Source organism: Pseudoalteromonas distincta (genome assembly GCF_005877035.1).
GTDB lineage: Bacteria > Pseudomonadota > Gammaproteobacteria > Enterobacterales > Alteromonadaceae > Pseudoalteromonas > Pseudoalteromonas distincta.
The window spans coordinates 414,816-429,047 of the sequence record NZ_CP040559.1; the positions used below are offsets into that span (position 1 = coordinate 414,816).

Consider the following 14,232-nt stretch of genomic DNA (forward strand, 5'->3'; position numbering starts at 1 on the left):
CAAAAAAATGGCCAGTTAATACTGGCCATTTTTATTTAGTAGAATAAATGTAACTTGTTGAGAATGCTCGATAACTGCTATTTATAACTTTTTAATCAACATAAACATTTGGTTGATCATTGGCTCAGCAAATTGCTCTACATTAGGACGATTAAAATAACCGCGTAAACCTGTAAATTGCACTTGAAAAAAGCGCGCATATTCAACAGCGGTCAACGTGTTACTTAACTCACCTTTGTTTATTGCTTGGTTAAATAATTGCGTTAAATAAGCTTCAAATTGAGCTGTTAAATCTAAGCTTAGCTCATACAGGTTTGAATCTTTTTCTGCAAACTCGCTGTTTGCTTTAACTAGCATACAAATAGCGCTTGGGCTGCAATCTTTTGTTTTAATTACCACGTTTTCAACAAACGCACGTAATCCACCAAGTACTGTATCGGCACTTGATAAAAACCCTTCTATTTGGGTTTTCATTTGTACGGTGTAATCTTTCAGCGATTCGCAGTATAGACCTTCTTTAGAGCCAAACGCAGAGTAAATACTACCCGGGCGCATATTAACGGCTTCTTGTAAGTCACGCGTTGAGGTTGCATGAAAACCTTTTTGCCAAAATAGCTGACTAGCAACGCGAACTACATTCTCGCGTTCAAATTTAACCTTATTAGCCATATCATTCTCAATCAATTTGAACATTTGCTCAATTTTAACTTGAACAGTCGCTCAAAATCAAATACTATGTGTCTCGAAGTTACTTAAAACTATTAATTATTAGGAGCTAACCATGGCCGAATTTACTTTATACACTCAAGAAAACGCACCAGAAGAAGCAAAACCGTTACTAGCTGATTCAGTAGCAGCATTTGGTATGCTTCCTAACTTACATGCAGTAATGGCTGAAGCACCAACATTACTTAAAGGTTATCAAGTACTGCATGAGTTGTTTCAAAAAACATCATTCAACGCAGAAGAGCTAACAGTAGTATGGCAATCAATTAACGTAGAGCACGACTGTCATTACTGTGTTCCTGCTCACAGTGGCATTGCAGCGGCAATGAAGGTTGATCAAGGTATTGTTGACGCACTTGTTAACAAAACACCACTTGAAAACCCTAAGCTAGAAACTCTTCGTGAAACTACACTCGCAATGACACGTGAACGTGGCGTGATCAGCGATGAGCAAATCGAAAAATTCTTTGCCGCAGGTTACGCTAAGCAACAGCTACTTGAAATTATTGTAGGCTTGTCTCAAAAAGTAATGAGCAACTACACTAATCACCTTGCTGATACACCAGTAGACGCGCCATTTAAAAAATACGTAAAATAAATACGGTTTTATAAATGACAAAAGGCAGCCTAGGCTGTCTTTTGTGCTTTTAAATCACAGCTATTTAAATTTAACCGTTTTTGTACTGCGTGTATAAATACGTTGTTCGGGTTTTGTCCACTCACCTTTTTTTAAATAAGAGGTCGAAACAATAAATTTATCGTCTTTTAGTTCACTCATCGATTTAACCTTTGTAATACCATCTTGGCTACCAGTTACATCTTCATAGGCTACAAATTGAGTGGGGCTGAGCACTTTCATAGTGCCTTTTGTATAAAATCCTGCGGTTGTGAAATAGTAAAATACCAAAGACTCTTTTTTACTGTCGTAAAAAATCATCGACTCGCCGCCATACTCACCTTCATTAATAGAGTGCTTGGTATGTATCGCTTTACCGTTTAAAGCACGCTCCCAACGGCCAACATCTTGTATTTTTTTAGCACCTTCAGGTACTTTAAAGTCAGCCTGCCAAGTTCCTAAATAGGGCTTAAATACGGCAAGTTCTTTATCAAGGTTGGTGGGTGTATCGGATGCATAGCTACTAAATGTTGATAAGCATAAGACTAAGAATATCGCTTTAAAATATGTCATAATTTGGCTCTTGTTTTTGTAATACCAATGCCAAGTATAGGCGATAATTAATTGATAAAGAAAATATTAATCACATTCTCATTACTTTATTTAGCCGCCATTTGGCTGGCTTACCTACTGCAATACTTACCTGTATATATACCAATATATGTACCTGGTTATATAAGTGTATTAAGTGCTATCACTTTTTTAATGTACGCGTGGGATAAGCGACAAGCTAAGCGCTCTTCACATAAAAAAGTAAATCGTACGCCAGAGCGCACACTGCAACTACTTGCATTATTTGGAGGATGGCCGGGGGCATTACTTGCTCAACAATTACTTCGCCATAAATCGCAAAAGCGACGTTTTATAGTGATGTTGTGGTTATGTATTTTAATAAATGCGGGATGCAGTATTATCGCTATTTATTTTCCAGATTTATTGTTAGGTTAAAGTATAAATAGGAAAAGGACTTTTTATGACTAATACAAGATCGGCTGGCGTGACCTTAACGCTTATTTTATTTTTATTAATACCATTGCAAGGATGTGCAGACATGTTTGGGTTTTTTAATAAACAAAACGTTACGTTGTCGTTGCCTGTAAAAGGCAGACTATTAAATAATGGTGAGCCCCAACAGGGCGTTAAAGTAACAAGAGAGCTGATTTACGGTGATACTTATATTGATGAAGCCATAAGTGATAACAATGGTTACTTTTATTTCGATAATAAAACAATACGTAGTTCAAAGCCTTCAAACATGTTTTTTAATAGCTCTTTGCTACAGAGTATTTATATTGGAAACAAAAAAGATGAAGACTCAATCTTGTGGTATACCACAATACAGTTCACCGAAGAGCAAGCACTGCTGTCTGATATATTAAATAACTTTGAATGCGAACTTAGTGAAGAGGCTACAACGTACGATATACCGATAAAAAACACCGGTCAATTTTATACAGTTTATACGCGTTGTAATATCAATTCGCTTAATTAAGTGGTCTATTTTGAGGGCGGAAAAACGTGTTGATAGCTAGGCAAAAAGTTCGCTATTTAGTTGTTCTAAATGAGAATTTTTTAACGCAGGTAGCGACACGTTTAGCCCCGCAAAATGATTAAGTATTATTGCGGATTGGTATAAGTTATAGAAATTAGTGAGAAGTTTGATAAAGCCACCAATGTTCATCTATTAGTGGCTTTAATATGATGATTAACGTTTTAACTGTGCTTCTTTTTGGTTTAGTAAACGAATTATAGGGTTTTGCTCTAATATTTTACTTTTCAAAATATAACCAATAATTAGTCCAGCTATAAAGCCACCAATATGTGCACCATAATCAATGCCATCAGGGCCTGTTACTGCACCAAAAATGTTAAATCCTAACCAAATAGCAAAAAACCATACCGCAGAAAGTTTCTTCTGATAAATTACAAACATAAAAGTGAGGCTTGCGTGCCTAAACCACATCAGATACATGCCAAATAAACCGGCTATCGCACCACTGGCACCCACGCCTGGAATATTCGACATAGGGTTTACAATGTAGCTAGCAAATGATGCGAGTAGACCACAGGCCAAGTACCACAACAAAAAGCGCTTGTGTCCTAAAACATCTTCTAAGTTATCGCCAACGATATATAAAAAGTACATATTGCCAACTAGATGCATTATGGAACCATGTAAAAATACGCAAGTTAATACAGTCCATAGCTCATTACCTTTACTTAAATCTGCAGGTGTCATGGCAAAGTTATCAATGACGTAGCTAAATGAGCTCGGGTTTAAAAAGTAAAGTGCAAAAATCAGTGTGTTTAAGACAATAAGACCGCGAGTTACCCAGGGGGTCTTTTGTGGCTTAATATTATATTCAACAGGCATTTGCGTTAAAAATTGGAACAAGTAAGTTTTCCAACTTACTTTTTGATTTAGCTCGCCTAAACTCGCTTTTATTTCAGGGCTATTTTCAACACTTTCAAGCTCATCTTTATCAATCCATGTGCCATCGCAGTGTCTACAAACATCTATTTCGGTATGAAAAGCTTCAAGTAAGTGAAAACGTTCCAAGCTTTTTTTACAATCAGGGCAGTCAAGCTCAGAAATTCCTAATGCTTCACCAAAGTGAGTTTCAAATTTATCACCTTCAGGGCCTTCATTTATTTCGGAAATCATCCGATTTACTTCATTTTTTTCGAACCATAAGCCACCACATTCACGGCAAATATCTATTTCTTCGCCTTGATAATTGGTTACTTCTAATGGATGGTCTTTACAATGTGGGCAGCTCTTAGTTGGCATTTTCTAGCTCCTTTAACGAACCAACAGAAATGTCATTCTGCTGTAATTCCATTTTTAATTGTTTAGCGCTATTTTTTAGTGCGGGTAGCGTTTGAGTTTTAATTGAGTCTGTTATTTTTGCTAATTCGATAGAAGCCTGCTTAGCAGACATTTTTCTTTCTATTGCGGCATTAATGATAAAATCAGCTCGAGAATAAAACCGACGTATTTTAGTCAAAAATTCACTTGGTGTTTCAAGCGTAGTAGGCGAAAACTGCATGGTTTTCCATATGTACTGCTCAAGTGTGGGTTTAAAAAATTCCATTTCTGATTTTGGCGGGCTCTTCGCTAAGCGTTCTGCATACTTAGCTACCGTATTTGCGTTATCATTAACTTCGTCATAGAGCGATGTACGCAAATAGTAGTTATCTTCCATTTTGCTAAATGAATCGAACTTAAGCGCTTGTTCTAAACCGCTTTGAGCAGCCAAATAAACACCAAATACGGTAGAAATAACCATAAAAAATTGATTTAACCAAAAACCAGTACTTTTGAGCTCTTTATGATCGACCGTTTTAAGGGCTTGAGTGAGTTTCTGAGTAACTACAGGTGGTTTTGTATTGTTGTCAGGGGTGGGATTAGTTGGTTCCAACAGTTTGTTCCTTGAATATTGCTTCCTTTTTAAGCGCACAAGAATACTTAAAAATTAACCAGTTAGCAATGCTACTATCCGTATTGAATATACTTTTTTACGTTTCGACCTGCATGTACATGCAGACGTAAACTTTACTCATTTCCTAAGGAGAGTGGGTAATGAATCTTTAGTAATTATACTTTAAGTGCACAACTACTAAAATCCCCATATCAAAACTGTTAAAGGTTTCAATTGATTACTTTGTGATTAAAAATAAAACAAGCAGCCATGGCTCTTCCTCATTTAACAGTTAAAGCAAATAAGAATTCTGTGCTAGAAAAGCTATGTTTTGCTCATGAGGTAAGTATATTGGAATATATAAAATTGATAATACTAAGTTATGGCTAATTAGTTTTTATTTTAAATATATAACAAAGGTCATTCTTGAAAAATACTTTCAACCTTTGAATTTAAAAATACTGCACCGTTTTGTGTTTTGCCTAAATGGTCGTCTTTATTATAAATAGGGCAGCTTTTCAGTGATAAACAGCCACATCCTATGCAGCTGTCTACCTTGTCTCGCAAACGCTGCATATACGCTATTCGCTCGTCCAGCTGTGCTTGCCATTGCTTTGAAAGGGCTGCCCAGTCTTTTTGTGTGGGTGTGCGCTGATCAGGTAATGTGGCCAGTGTTTGTTTAATTTCATCAAGGGTTATTCCCATTGCTTGTGCGGCTTTTACTACCGCTATGCGGCGCAGTACATCTTTTTTATAGCGGCGTTGATTGCCGCCATTGCGCCAGCTACGTATTAGTCCTTTTGTTTCGTAAAAATGCAGGGTTGATACTTTTACGCCGCTACGCTTTGCTACATAGCCCACGGTTAAGTTGGCCTCAGTTAGTTTTTTTTGATCTATTGGCATTATTTTTAATTTCCGATTGACCTCAATATAACTTGAGGTTTTAAGCTTCTTTCAACATTAAAAAAGGAGCTAACTAAATGCAACAAAAACTTGAGCGTAGCACTGTTATTATTTATTCAAGCGCACGCAAAAATGGTAATACACAGGCGCACGTTAATGGATTTGCAGAGCAAAATACTGTGCGTGTAATATGCTTAGATGATTATAAAATTGCGCCGTACTGCTATAACAAAAACTATAAAAATGATGATTTTTACGCTGTGTTTGAAGCACTTTTAAAATATGATCATTGGGTGTTTGCGTCTCCTGTTTATTGGTACAGCACCACGGTACAAATGAAATTATTTATCGATAGAATAACCGATTATATGGACGATGAAGTATTAAAACCTAAGCTTCGTAATTTACGCAGTAAGCATTTTTCAGTGCTTTCTAATGCGTCATCAAGTGAAGCCCCCGCCTGTTTTGTAGAGCAGTTTAAAAATACGTTTAGTTATTTAGGTATGCAGTTTATTAACCACAGCCATAAAAGTACCCAAAAAGTTGCTTAAATTGCAGCCTTTTTTGGTTGTCTCTGGTAGTTTAGTAATAATCTTAAAAAACACAGGATTGTTTTATGAAATATTTACTATTGTTAGTGCTGCTTTTTAGCCCTTTAATATATGCAACAGAGCAACCAATTAAGGGGTATGGTAATTATTACAATGTCCCCAAGCATGATGAAATTAATGACGCTACGGTATTTAAAATAGCATTTGATGTTGCTGATGGCGCTGAAAAAGGCACGCAAAATAATTCAATAAATTCGCTAGCGCGTTTTATTAACATGCATGTGGCGCATGGCGTAAAGCCTGAAAACATACAACTTGCATTAGTTGTGCACGGCAGCGCAAGTGTTGATGTGTTAGCTAATAGCGAATATAAAAAACGTTTTAACGCTGACAATAAAAACCAAGCGTTAATTGAGCAGCTACTAGCAAACAACACTAAAGTGTATGTTTGCGGGCAATCTGCTACTCACTTTAAAGTAATGCCAGCGCTTTTAATTAAGGGTGTAAAAATGTCGCTTTCGGCTATGACCGCTCACGCACAACTTCAACAGCAAGGCTATACGCTCAATCCATTTTAATGACTCAAATAACAAAAAATATTCTCTGCTTTGGGGATTCAAATACATGGGGCTTAAACCCTGAAACGGGTAAACGTTTGGATGAAAATACCCGTTGGACATCACTTTTAAATAAAAACTTAGGGTGTGGTTTTAACGTAATAGAGGCTGGGCAACCTAATCGCACTTTAGTGCATAATCCCCCGTTTGACGGTGTGCTCAATGGTGTTAGCTATTTAAAGCCTTATTTGGATAAGCATGATCTCGACTTTATTATTATAGCTCTTGGTACAAACGATCTTAAAAAACGTTTTAATTTAACACCTACTTTAATAGCAGATGGCTTGAATGATTTAATTAACTCAATACACATTTATTATCAGCAAGGTAGTACTTTAAAATCCCCTAAAATTATTATTGCTAGCCCACCTAGAATAAGAATTACCGAGCAGTATTCACGTATTTATGAAGAGGCTGATACAAAAGCAACAGAGCTCTCTAGTGCATTTAAAAGCGTTGCAGCTAATAATAAGTGTGCTTTTATTGATTTTAATTCGTTTATTAACATAACAGATGGTGATGGGATTCATTTTGATGATATCCAACATTTGGCAATAGGCTTTAAAATAGCGCAATTGGTTCAAAACTCACTCAATAATTGTTAAATCTATCTGTGTGAATTTAATGCGACTTATGCAATCATCTAATAAATTAGTGATATAAATTAACAATCTCAGGATGCTATGGAAAAGTACCAAAAAAAATCGATTATAGCCGTTCTAACAGGGGTGTTAGTTTTTATAACTGGCTGTCTCATTTTGCTCTATTTTGCAGCGCAAGAACTCACTACTCAAATCAATGCCGATACTAAACACATTCTTAAACATGTTGACTCTGCTGTATTAGAGCGTCGCAGTGTGCTTACACCTCTTAATAAGTTTGGCTTCAAGCAGTGCGATGAAACTACATTGCTTGAAATGCGGCGTGTTTTATTTGATTCACAATATGTGATTGATATCGGTTTTTTTATTGGTAACCAGTTAATGTGTACAACTGGAGCTGGTTTGCTAAGCAGTGTTATAAACGACCTTGAGCCTGACTATATCCGTAAAGATGAGGATGTACGTGTACGTTTTGAGCCGCAGTTGTATTTATTATTATTTACCGGACGTCCTATGGAAGTGGTAATCGTTCGCCAAGGTAATTTTAACCTGATCATGGAGTCAAAGGCATTCAACTCTGCGAGTATTGGGTCCAAAAATTGGGAAGTTGTATATAGAGACTCCGAGGAACTGCATCATTTAGCAGGTACAAAAGGCACTTATAGTAAAATAAGTGGCGACAGCTATTTACCGTATGAAACGGGTGTTGCTTGTAGTACTGAAAATGAGAACTACTGCGCAGCAGTGCATTTGCCTTGGAGTCAGTTCTTTTCTAATAACCACTTTTTATTAATCATCTCCTTAATTTTAACCTGCTTAGCTGGTGTATCGAGTGCGCTAATGGTAAATGCAAGAATTGCTGCACGTCGCTCTATTAATCAGCGTATTCGTAAAGGACTCAAAAAGGGATCATTTTATTGGACTTACCAGCCTATTATTTGTTTGCAAAGTGGCAAGCTGATTGGTTGCGAGGTACTTGCCCGTTTTGAAGATAAGTACGGTGTTTTATTTCCAGATGAGTTTATTCCGGTTATTAGAAAAAACAATTTAACCTGGACTTTTACTGAGGCCATGATTGCCACCACAATCAAAGAGTTAACTTCTATAGAGGTATTGCCTGAAGGCTTTAAAGTGTCGCTTAATATATTTCCGTGTGATGTAGAGCTGGGTAACGTGTCGTTGCTGCCACAAATTACAGAGCTTACCAATTCACGCTTTATTATTTGTTTAGAGATAACTGAAGACGAATACCTTGATACAAGCATCGCGCATGCTCATTTTAGAACCTTGGTTGAATCGGGATTTAACTTATCATTAGATGACTTTGGTACGGGGTATTCAAATTTAAGAAACTTACAAAATTTGAGTTTTCATCAACTTAAAATTGACCGTACGTTTGTTCAAGATATAGCAACTGAGGGCTTAAAAGCCTCTATGATCCCGAATATTATGGAACTTGTGCATAAGTTTAATTATACCTGTGTAGCAGAAGGAATTGAAACCACTGAGCAAGAAGCCATTTTAAAAACAGCGGGTGTGCATTACGGACAAGGCTGGAAGTACGGTAAGCCCATGACTGCGTCTAAATTTAAAAATTATATAACTAGTCAGCATTTTTAGATCTCAGCTGCCATACTAAACGTATCGGTATGAAATTTATAAATATTAGGTTTATTATGATCAAATTAACATTAAGTGCTTTTGCACTTTTACTACTTAGCGCATGTACAACACAGTACCCAAACCAGCAATTAACAGGTAAGCAGTTTCCAAGCATTAGTGGCGAAAGCTTAGAGCAAAGTATAGTAACTATACCTAGTGATTTTAAAGCAGATAAAACATTACTGCTCATTGGGTACAAGCAAGACAGCCAGTTTGATATAGACCGTTGGTTAATTGGTTTAGATATGGCGGGCGTAACGCTCCCTACATACGAACTACCAACCATTGCCGGCATGGCACCACGTATGTTTAGCACATTTATAGACAGCGGTATGCGCAAAGGCATCCCTAAAGAATTATGGGGTGGGGTAATCACTATTTATAAAGATGGCGAGACAGTTCAAAAGTTTACAGGTAATCAAAGCCCAAATAACTCTCGTGTGGTACTTATAAATAGCAGCGGCGAAATTTTATACTTTTATGATCGAGGTTTTTCGGTTGATGCGTTAAATAAATTAAAAGAGACAATAGAATAATTACCCCTAAAGCTTAGTTTACGACAATGTATATTTAAGGTTTTAAGAATTACTAAACTACTAATCCGATCTGTTATTTATCTTACAAAAGCAATTGTAAAAACAAAGGCAATGTAGGTTATATATTGATTTAATAGGTTTTTATCTGTTTTAGGGTGAGAAGCGATAACTTTATTTTAATACCAAAATCTCATTGTAAGTTGTATTTGGTTTAGGTAATGTAGTGTAAATGTTTCAAGGACGAAATTTATGCCCCATAAAAACTCGGTATTCGTAAAAACAACATTTCAATCCTCTTTTCATTTACATAACTACGCCACTATTTTAAGGACACTACAAGCCCTGTTTGGTGATATTAAAATGGATGATGTTTTGCCTAAAATAGAGTTGCGTGCAAATTATGATTTATTTTTAATAGATGGTGCTAAAAGTAAATGGCAAGATCTCATTCCCGCAGACCTTATTTGTTTAGCTAAACACTATAGCGTTGTTATCTTTAATGTTGATAAAGAAGATGTGTGCGAGCAAAACTTATTGCTTAACCATTTTAATGGTGTTTTTTATAAATCAGATGCGCCAGAAGATATTTTTAAAGGGTTAATTCGTGTTGATACTGGCGAGCTTTGGTTTACGCGTAAAGTAATTTCAAAAGCTTTTAACGACATTTTAGCCGTGGCAACGTCATTTAATAACCTACACGGCGACATTGAATTAAAGCAGGACTATTACGAGCATTTAACAAAGCGGGAAAAGTCTGTTATTCATTTAATTGCACAGGGTGCGAGTAACAATACAATCGCTGATAAACTTAGCATTAGCGACCACACTGTAAAAACACATTTGTACAGTGCGTTTAAAAAAACTAACTCACGCAACAGGGTGGAGCTTGCTAATTGGGCGCAGCGCTACATATCTGTTTTGCTGCCAATGGGGAAATAGTTTTTTGAATAAATTTCACTACTCCTAAAGTGACTTTAAGCCCAGCATTGCTGGGCTTTTTTATGTTTTAAAAAATATAAACTATGCTTTTTTATACGGATGTGTTTTAAGCCAGTGCTCGGCTATTTGCTCACGTGTGGCAAACCAAACCTGATCATGCGAGCGAGCATATTCTAAAAACCGTGCTAATGCTTTTATTCTTCCTGGTCTGCCAATTAAGCGACAATGCAAACCTATCGACATCATTTTTGGGGTGTTTTCACCTTCTGGATCGCCTTCCTCGTATAGCGTATCAAAGGCATCTTTTAAATAATTATAAAACTGATCGCCTGCGTTAAAACCCTGCACGGCAGCAAAGCGCATGTCGTTTACATCAAGCGTGTAGGGCACAATAAGCTGTGGCTTACCTTCTTTAATACTGTAAAAAGGTAGGTCGTCGCTGTAATCGTCGGCATCATATAAAAAATTACCATTTTCAACTACAAGTGCTGCGGTATTTGGGCTAGTTCGGCCGGTATACCAGCCTTTGGGCTTTTTACCTGTGAGCTTTTTAATGACATCAATGGCTTGTTGCATATGCTCGCGTTCGGTTTGCTTATCTATATTTTGATAATTAATCCAGCGCAGGCCATGGCTTGCAATCTCGTGCCCTGCTTCAACAAAGGCTTTAGCTACATCGGGGTGGCGCTCAAGGGCCATCGCCACTGCAAAAATGGTGACCGGTATATCGTATTTTTTAAATAAACGCAGTAGCCTCCACACGCCAGCGCGTGAGCCATATTCGTAAATAGACTCCATGCTTATATGGCGGTCTTCAACATGCGGGGCACTGACTATTTCTGATAAAAACGTTTCGGCCGCTGCATCACCATGTAATACACAGTTTTCGCCGCCTTCTTCGTAATTTAATACTACTTGCACGGCAATGCGGGCTTTATTAGGCCAGTTTGCATGGGGTACATCTGGACCATAACCAATTAAATCGCGCGGGTAGTTTTTAAATTGCTCGCTCATTTTATTGCTCCTTTTTAAGTGCTGTGAGCCAAGCGCCGAGCGTTTCGCGCTCTTTGTCAGTCATTTTGGTCATATTAGCCAGTGGCATATCTTTGGTTATAACCGCGCGGGTATGAATAAGCGTACTGGCTTTTTTTACATCACTGATAGAGTCGAGCTTAAAGCCTAGCGGCGCTGTTTGAAAAAGCGCAGAGGTAGGTGTTTCGCTGTGACACCCAGTACAGTGTTTGCTGATTATATTCCACGCTTGTGCGTCGGTAATACTTGCTTGTAAAGGCGCGCTTTCGCCTGCATTTGTTGGTGTACTGGGCCAAGGGGCTATGGCGAGCATAAGAGCAAAAAATGCTGCAATACCGCTTACAAGTACTGAGGGCTTATTAACGCCTTGATGTTTTAAGTTAAAGTAGTGGCGTATCCACATACCAATACCAAACAACGCAATTAAAATAAGCCAGCCAAAGTTGTGGCTATACGTGTAAGGAAAGTGATTGCTAAGCATTATAAATACTACAGGTAATGTGGCGTAGTTATTATGAATAGAACACAGCTTTGCCTTTAAACCTGGCGCTGAATCAGGGATTCTACCCGCTTCTACTTCACTTACCATGTAGCGCTGCCCTGGCATAATAATGTGATACACATTACCCACCATACACGTGCCAATAAGTGCACCTACATGAATATACACAGCGCGGTCGCTAAATAATTGATCAACCCCAAAAGTCCACAGAGCTAATAAACCAATAACTACAGCAATAAACACTTTGCCGTTTTCAACCAGTGGGCTTTTACACAATAAACGATAAACACCATAGCCTAAGCCAATAAAACCAAGGGATGCGCCAATAGCTGCAAATTTACTTAGCTCACTTTTGCTGTTATCAATTAAATACACATCGGCGCCAACATAATAAAGTAAGCTAAATAGTAATATACCGGTGATCCACGTTGTGTAGGCTTCCCACTTAAACCAATGCAGAGTATGAGGCATTTGTTCAGGGCCATTTTGATACTTAGCCACTTCGTAAAAGCCACCACCATGCACGGCCCATAGATCGCCTTTTATGCCTTTATCTATTTTCCACTGCGGTGGTGTTTGTAGGTTGTTATCAAGCCATGCAAAATAAAATGAAGCGCCAATCCATGCTATACCAGCAATAACATGAAAATAACGCAGTACTAAATGAGCAAGCTCAAATAAATAGTTTTCCATAACGGTTAAGCCTCTTCTAATACCGGTGAGCGGGTGTCTGAAAATTGATTGTTATCATCGCGCTTATACACGCTTTTACCCATAATGTAGGTTTGCTCAACGCAGCGGTCGTCGCCTAACATCATCATTGCAAATAGTTTTTCATGCAGGGTTTTGGCATGTTGTATTCTAAATTTTAAAAATGGGGTTGCTGAACAATCCATTACAATAAAATCGGCTTCACAACCGGCTTTAAAATTACCAATTGTTCCTTCTAAATCGAGCGCTCTAGCACCGCCGAGAGTTGCTAAATACAGCCCTTTAAATGCTGAAAACTTTTGACCTTGTAATTGCTGAATTTTATAAGCTTCGTTACCTGTTTGTAGCATAGAAAAGCTTGTTCCTGCGCCTACATCGGTACCCATGCCTACGTTTATGCCGTGCTCTTCACAGGCTTTTAAATTTAAAAGTCCTGATCCTAAAAATAGGTTTGAGGTAGGGCAGTGCGATATTGCCGCATTGTTATCTGCAAGGCAGCATAGCTCGCGCTCAGATAAATGAATGCTATGGGCAAATACCGAGCGTTTACGTACCATTTTTGCTTGCTCGTACACGCCAAGGTAATCTTCAGCTTCTGGAAATAGCCCTTTTACCCATTCGCACTCGTCTTTGTTTTCCGATAGGTGTGTATGCAGGTAGGTGTCTGGGTATTCTTCAAGCAACTGAGTACATTTTTGAAGTTGCTCTGGGGTTGATGTAGGAGCAAAGCGTGGTGTAACTGCGTAGCTTAACCTATCAACATTGTGCCATTTTTCGATGAGGGCTTTAGATTCGTCATAACTTGTTTGCGCGCAATCAGATAAGTCGTCAGGGCAGTTACGATCCATCATTACTTTACCGGCAATCATGCGTAAATTGCGTTTTTGTGATTCTTTAAAAAACGCATCAACCGATTGCGGGTGCACAGTGCCAAATACAAGAGCAGTGGTTGTGCCATTGCGCAGTAGCTCGTCTAAAAAGCGATTAGAGATCTCTTTTGAATAATGCTTACATGTAAACTTTTTCTCTGTCGGAAACGCGTATTCGGTGAGCCAACTTAGCAGTTGCTCGCCATACGCGCCTACCATTTCGGTTTGCGGCAAATGTATGTGTGTGTCAATCATACCAGGCATAACGAGTTTGCCATCGTGGCGGATAACACGCGCTGATTTATCAATTGTTGGCAGTATGTCGTGCTCGTAGCCAAGTTTAACTACTTTGCCGTGCTTGATAACTAATGCGCCCTTTTCAAAAAAACGATGGGCGTTTTCGCCAGTAATGGCAGGGTCGTCAACAAAGTCGAGTATATCGGCACAAACTACTGTTAAGTTATTATTGTTTTGTGTGCTCATA

17 protein-coding genes are annotated in these 14,232 nt (G+C 38.1%); 9 read left to right on the forward strand and 8 right to left on the reverse strand.

Features of this window, described 5'->3' with window-relative positions; genetic code table 11:
• Nucleotides 1-81: 81 nt before the first annotated feature.
• On the reverse strand, nucleotides 82-669 hold the full coding sequence (locus FFU37_RS18540) for a TetR/AcrR family transcriptional regulator (protein ID WP_004334521.1): 588 nt from the start codon (nucleotides 667-669) through the stop codon (nucleotides 82-84).
• Between the two features lie 112 nt (nucleotides 670-781).
• Here FFU37_RS18540 and FFU37_RS18545 point away from each other — a divergent pair, with 112 nt between their 5' ends.
• Nucleotides 782-1,324 carry a carboxymuconolactone decarboxylase family protein gene (locus FFU37_RS18545; protein WP_004334524.1) on the forward strand — a complete coding sequence of 181 codons (543 nt, stop codon included), beginning with the start codon at nucleotides 782-784 and terminating at the stop codon, nucleotides 1,322-1,324.
• A 60-nt stretch (nucleotides 1,325-1,384) separates the two neighbouring features.
• Here the strand turns inward: FFU37_RS18545 and FFU37_RS18550 are convergent, their stop codons facing one another.
• A complete protein-coding gene (locus FFU37_RS18550) occupies nucleotides 1,385-1,915 on the reverse strand; it encodes a hypothetical protein (protein WP_138490265.1) in 531 nt (176 codons plus the stop codon).
• A 51-nt stretch (nucleotides 1,916-1,966) separates the two neighbouring features.
• Between FFU37_RS18550 and FFU37_RS18555 the strand changes: the two genes are divergently transcribed.
• Together FFU37_RS18555 and FFU37_RS18560 are read left to right on the forward strand one after the other, a co-directional pair.
• Nucleotides 1,967-2,350, forward strand: a complete 384-nt coding sequence (locus tag FFU37_RS18555) for a DUF1294 domain-containing protein (protein WP_039486583.1) — start codon at nucleotides 1,967-1,969, stop codon at nucleotides 2,348-2,350.
• Between the two features lie 25 nt (nucleotides 2,351-2,375).
• A complete protein-coding gene (locus FFU37_RS18560) occupies nucleotides 2,376-2,894 on the forward strand; it encodes a DUF6795 domain-containing protein (RefSeq protein WP_239022734.1) in 519 nt (172 codons plus the stop codon).
• A gap of 213 nt (nucleotides 2,895-3,107) precedes the next feature.
• Here FFU37_RS18560 and FFU37_RS18565 read toward each other — a convergent pair whose 3' ends face one another.
• From FFU37_RS18565 to soxR, 3 genes are all read right to left on the reverse strand, one after another.
• A complete protein-coding gene (locus FFU37_RS18565) occupies nucleotides 3,108-4,193 on the reverse strand; it encodes a rhomboid family intramembrane serine protease (RefSeq protein WP_039486587.1) in 1,086 nt (361 codons plus the stop codon).
• Nucleotides 4,183-4,824: a hypothetical protein gene (locus tag FFU37_RS18570; protein WP_039486589.1), complete on the reverse strand. Its 642-nt coding sequence runs from the start codon at nucleotides 4,822-4,824 to the stop codon at nucleotides 4,183-4,185. The genes FFU37_RS18565 and FFU37_RS18570 overlap by 11 nt, the downstream gene beginning before the upstream one ends.
• A 420-nt stretch (nucleotides 4,825-5,244) precedes the next feature.
• Entirely contained in the window at nucleotides 5,245-5,727 is a 483-nt protein-coding gene (soxR, locus tag FFU37_RS18575) for a redox-sensitive transcriptional activator SoxR (RefSeq protein WP_138490266.1), read from the reverse strand.
• 77 nt (nucleotides 5,728-5,804) lie between these two features.
• Between soxR and FFU37_RS18580 the strand changes: the two genes are divergently transcribed.
• From FFU37_RS18580 to FFU37_RS18605, 6 genes are all read left to right on the forward strand, one after another.
• Entirely contained in the window at nucleotides 5,805-6,278 is a 474-nt protein-coding gene (locus tag FFU37_RS18580; protein ID WP_138490267.1) for a flavodoxin family protein, read from the forward strand.
• A 65-nt stretch (nucleotides 6,279-6,343) separates the two neighbouring features.
• Nucleotides 6,344-6,856, forward strand: coding sequence for a DsrE family protein (locus FFU37_RS18585; protein WP_138490268.1), 513 nt, complete (start codon nucleotides 6,344-6,346; stop codon nucleotides 6,854-6,856).
• A gap of 8 nt (nucleotides 6,857-6,864) precedes the next feature.
• Complete coding sequence (locus FFU37_RS18590) at nucleotides 6,865-7,500, forward strand: SGNH/GDSL hydrolase family protein (RefSeq protein ID WP_138490455.1); 636 nt, start codon at nucleotides 6,865-6,867, stop codon at nucleotides 7,498-7,500.
• Nucleotides 7,501-7,578: 78 nt separating this feature from the next.
• Nucleotides 7,579-9,117 carry an EAL domain-containing protein gene (locus FFU37_RS18595; RefSeq protein ID WP_138490269.1) on the forward strand — a complete coding sequence of 513 codons (1,539 nt, stop codon included), beginning with the start codon at nucleotides 7,579-7,581 and terminating at the stop codon, nucleotides 9,115-9,117.
• A gap of 56 nt (nucleotides 9,118-9,173) precedes the next feature.
• Nucleotides 9,174-9,695 carry a hypothetical protein gene (locus tag FFU37_RS18600; RefSeq protein WP_138490270.1) on the forward strand — a complete coding sequence of 174 codons (522 nt, stop codon included), beginning with the start codon at nucleotides 9,174-9,176 and terminating at the stop codon, nucleotides 9,693-9,695.
• Nucleotides 9,696-9,944: 249 nt separating this feature from the next.
• Nucleotides 9,945-10,634: a response regulator transcription factor gene (locus tag FFU37_RS18605; protein ID WP_039486603.1), complete on the forward strand. Its 690-nt coding sequence runs from the start codon at nucleotides 9,945-9,947 to the stop codon at nucleotides 10,632-10,634.
• Between the two features lie 81 nt (nucleotides 10,635-10,715).
• Here FFU37_RS18605 and puuE read toward each other — a convergent pair whose 3' ends face one another.
• The 3 genes from puuE to guaD are packed head-to-tail and all read right to left on the reverse strand — an operon-like array spanning nucleotide 10,716 to nucleotide 14,231.
• Complete coding sequence (gene puuE, locus FFU37_RS18610) at nucleotides 10,716-11,648, reverse strand: allantoinase PuuE (protein WP_138490271.1); 933 nt, start codon at nucleotides 11,646-11,648, stop codon at nucleotides 10,716-10,718.
• Between the two features lies 1 nt (nucleotide 11,649).
• Nucleotides 11,650-12,861: a urate hydroxylase PuuD gene (locus FFU37_RS18615; RefSeq protein WP_138490272.1), complete on the reverse strand. Its 1,212-nt coding sequence runs from the start codon at nucleotides 12,859-12,861 to the stop codon at nucleotides 11,650-11,652.
• Between the two features lie 5 nt (nucleotides 12,862-12,866).
• Nucleotides 12,867-14,231 (reverse strand): guanine deaminase, encoded by a 1,365-nt coding sequence (gene guaD / locus FFU37_RS18620; protein ID WP_138490273.1) that lies wholly within the window; start codon nucleotides 14,229-14,231, stop codon nucleotides 12,867-12,869.
• Nucleotide 14,232 lies beyond the last annotated feature (1 nt).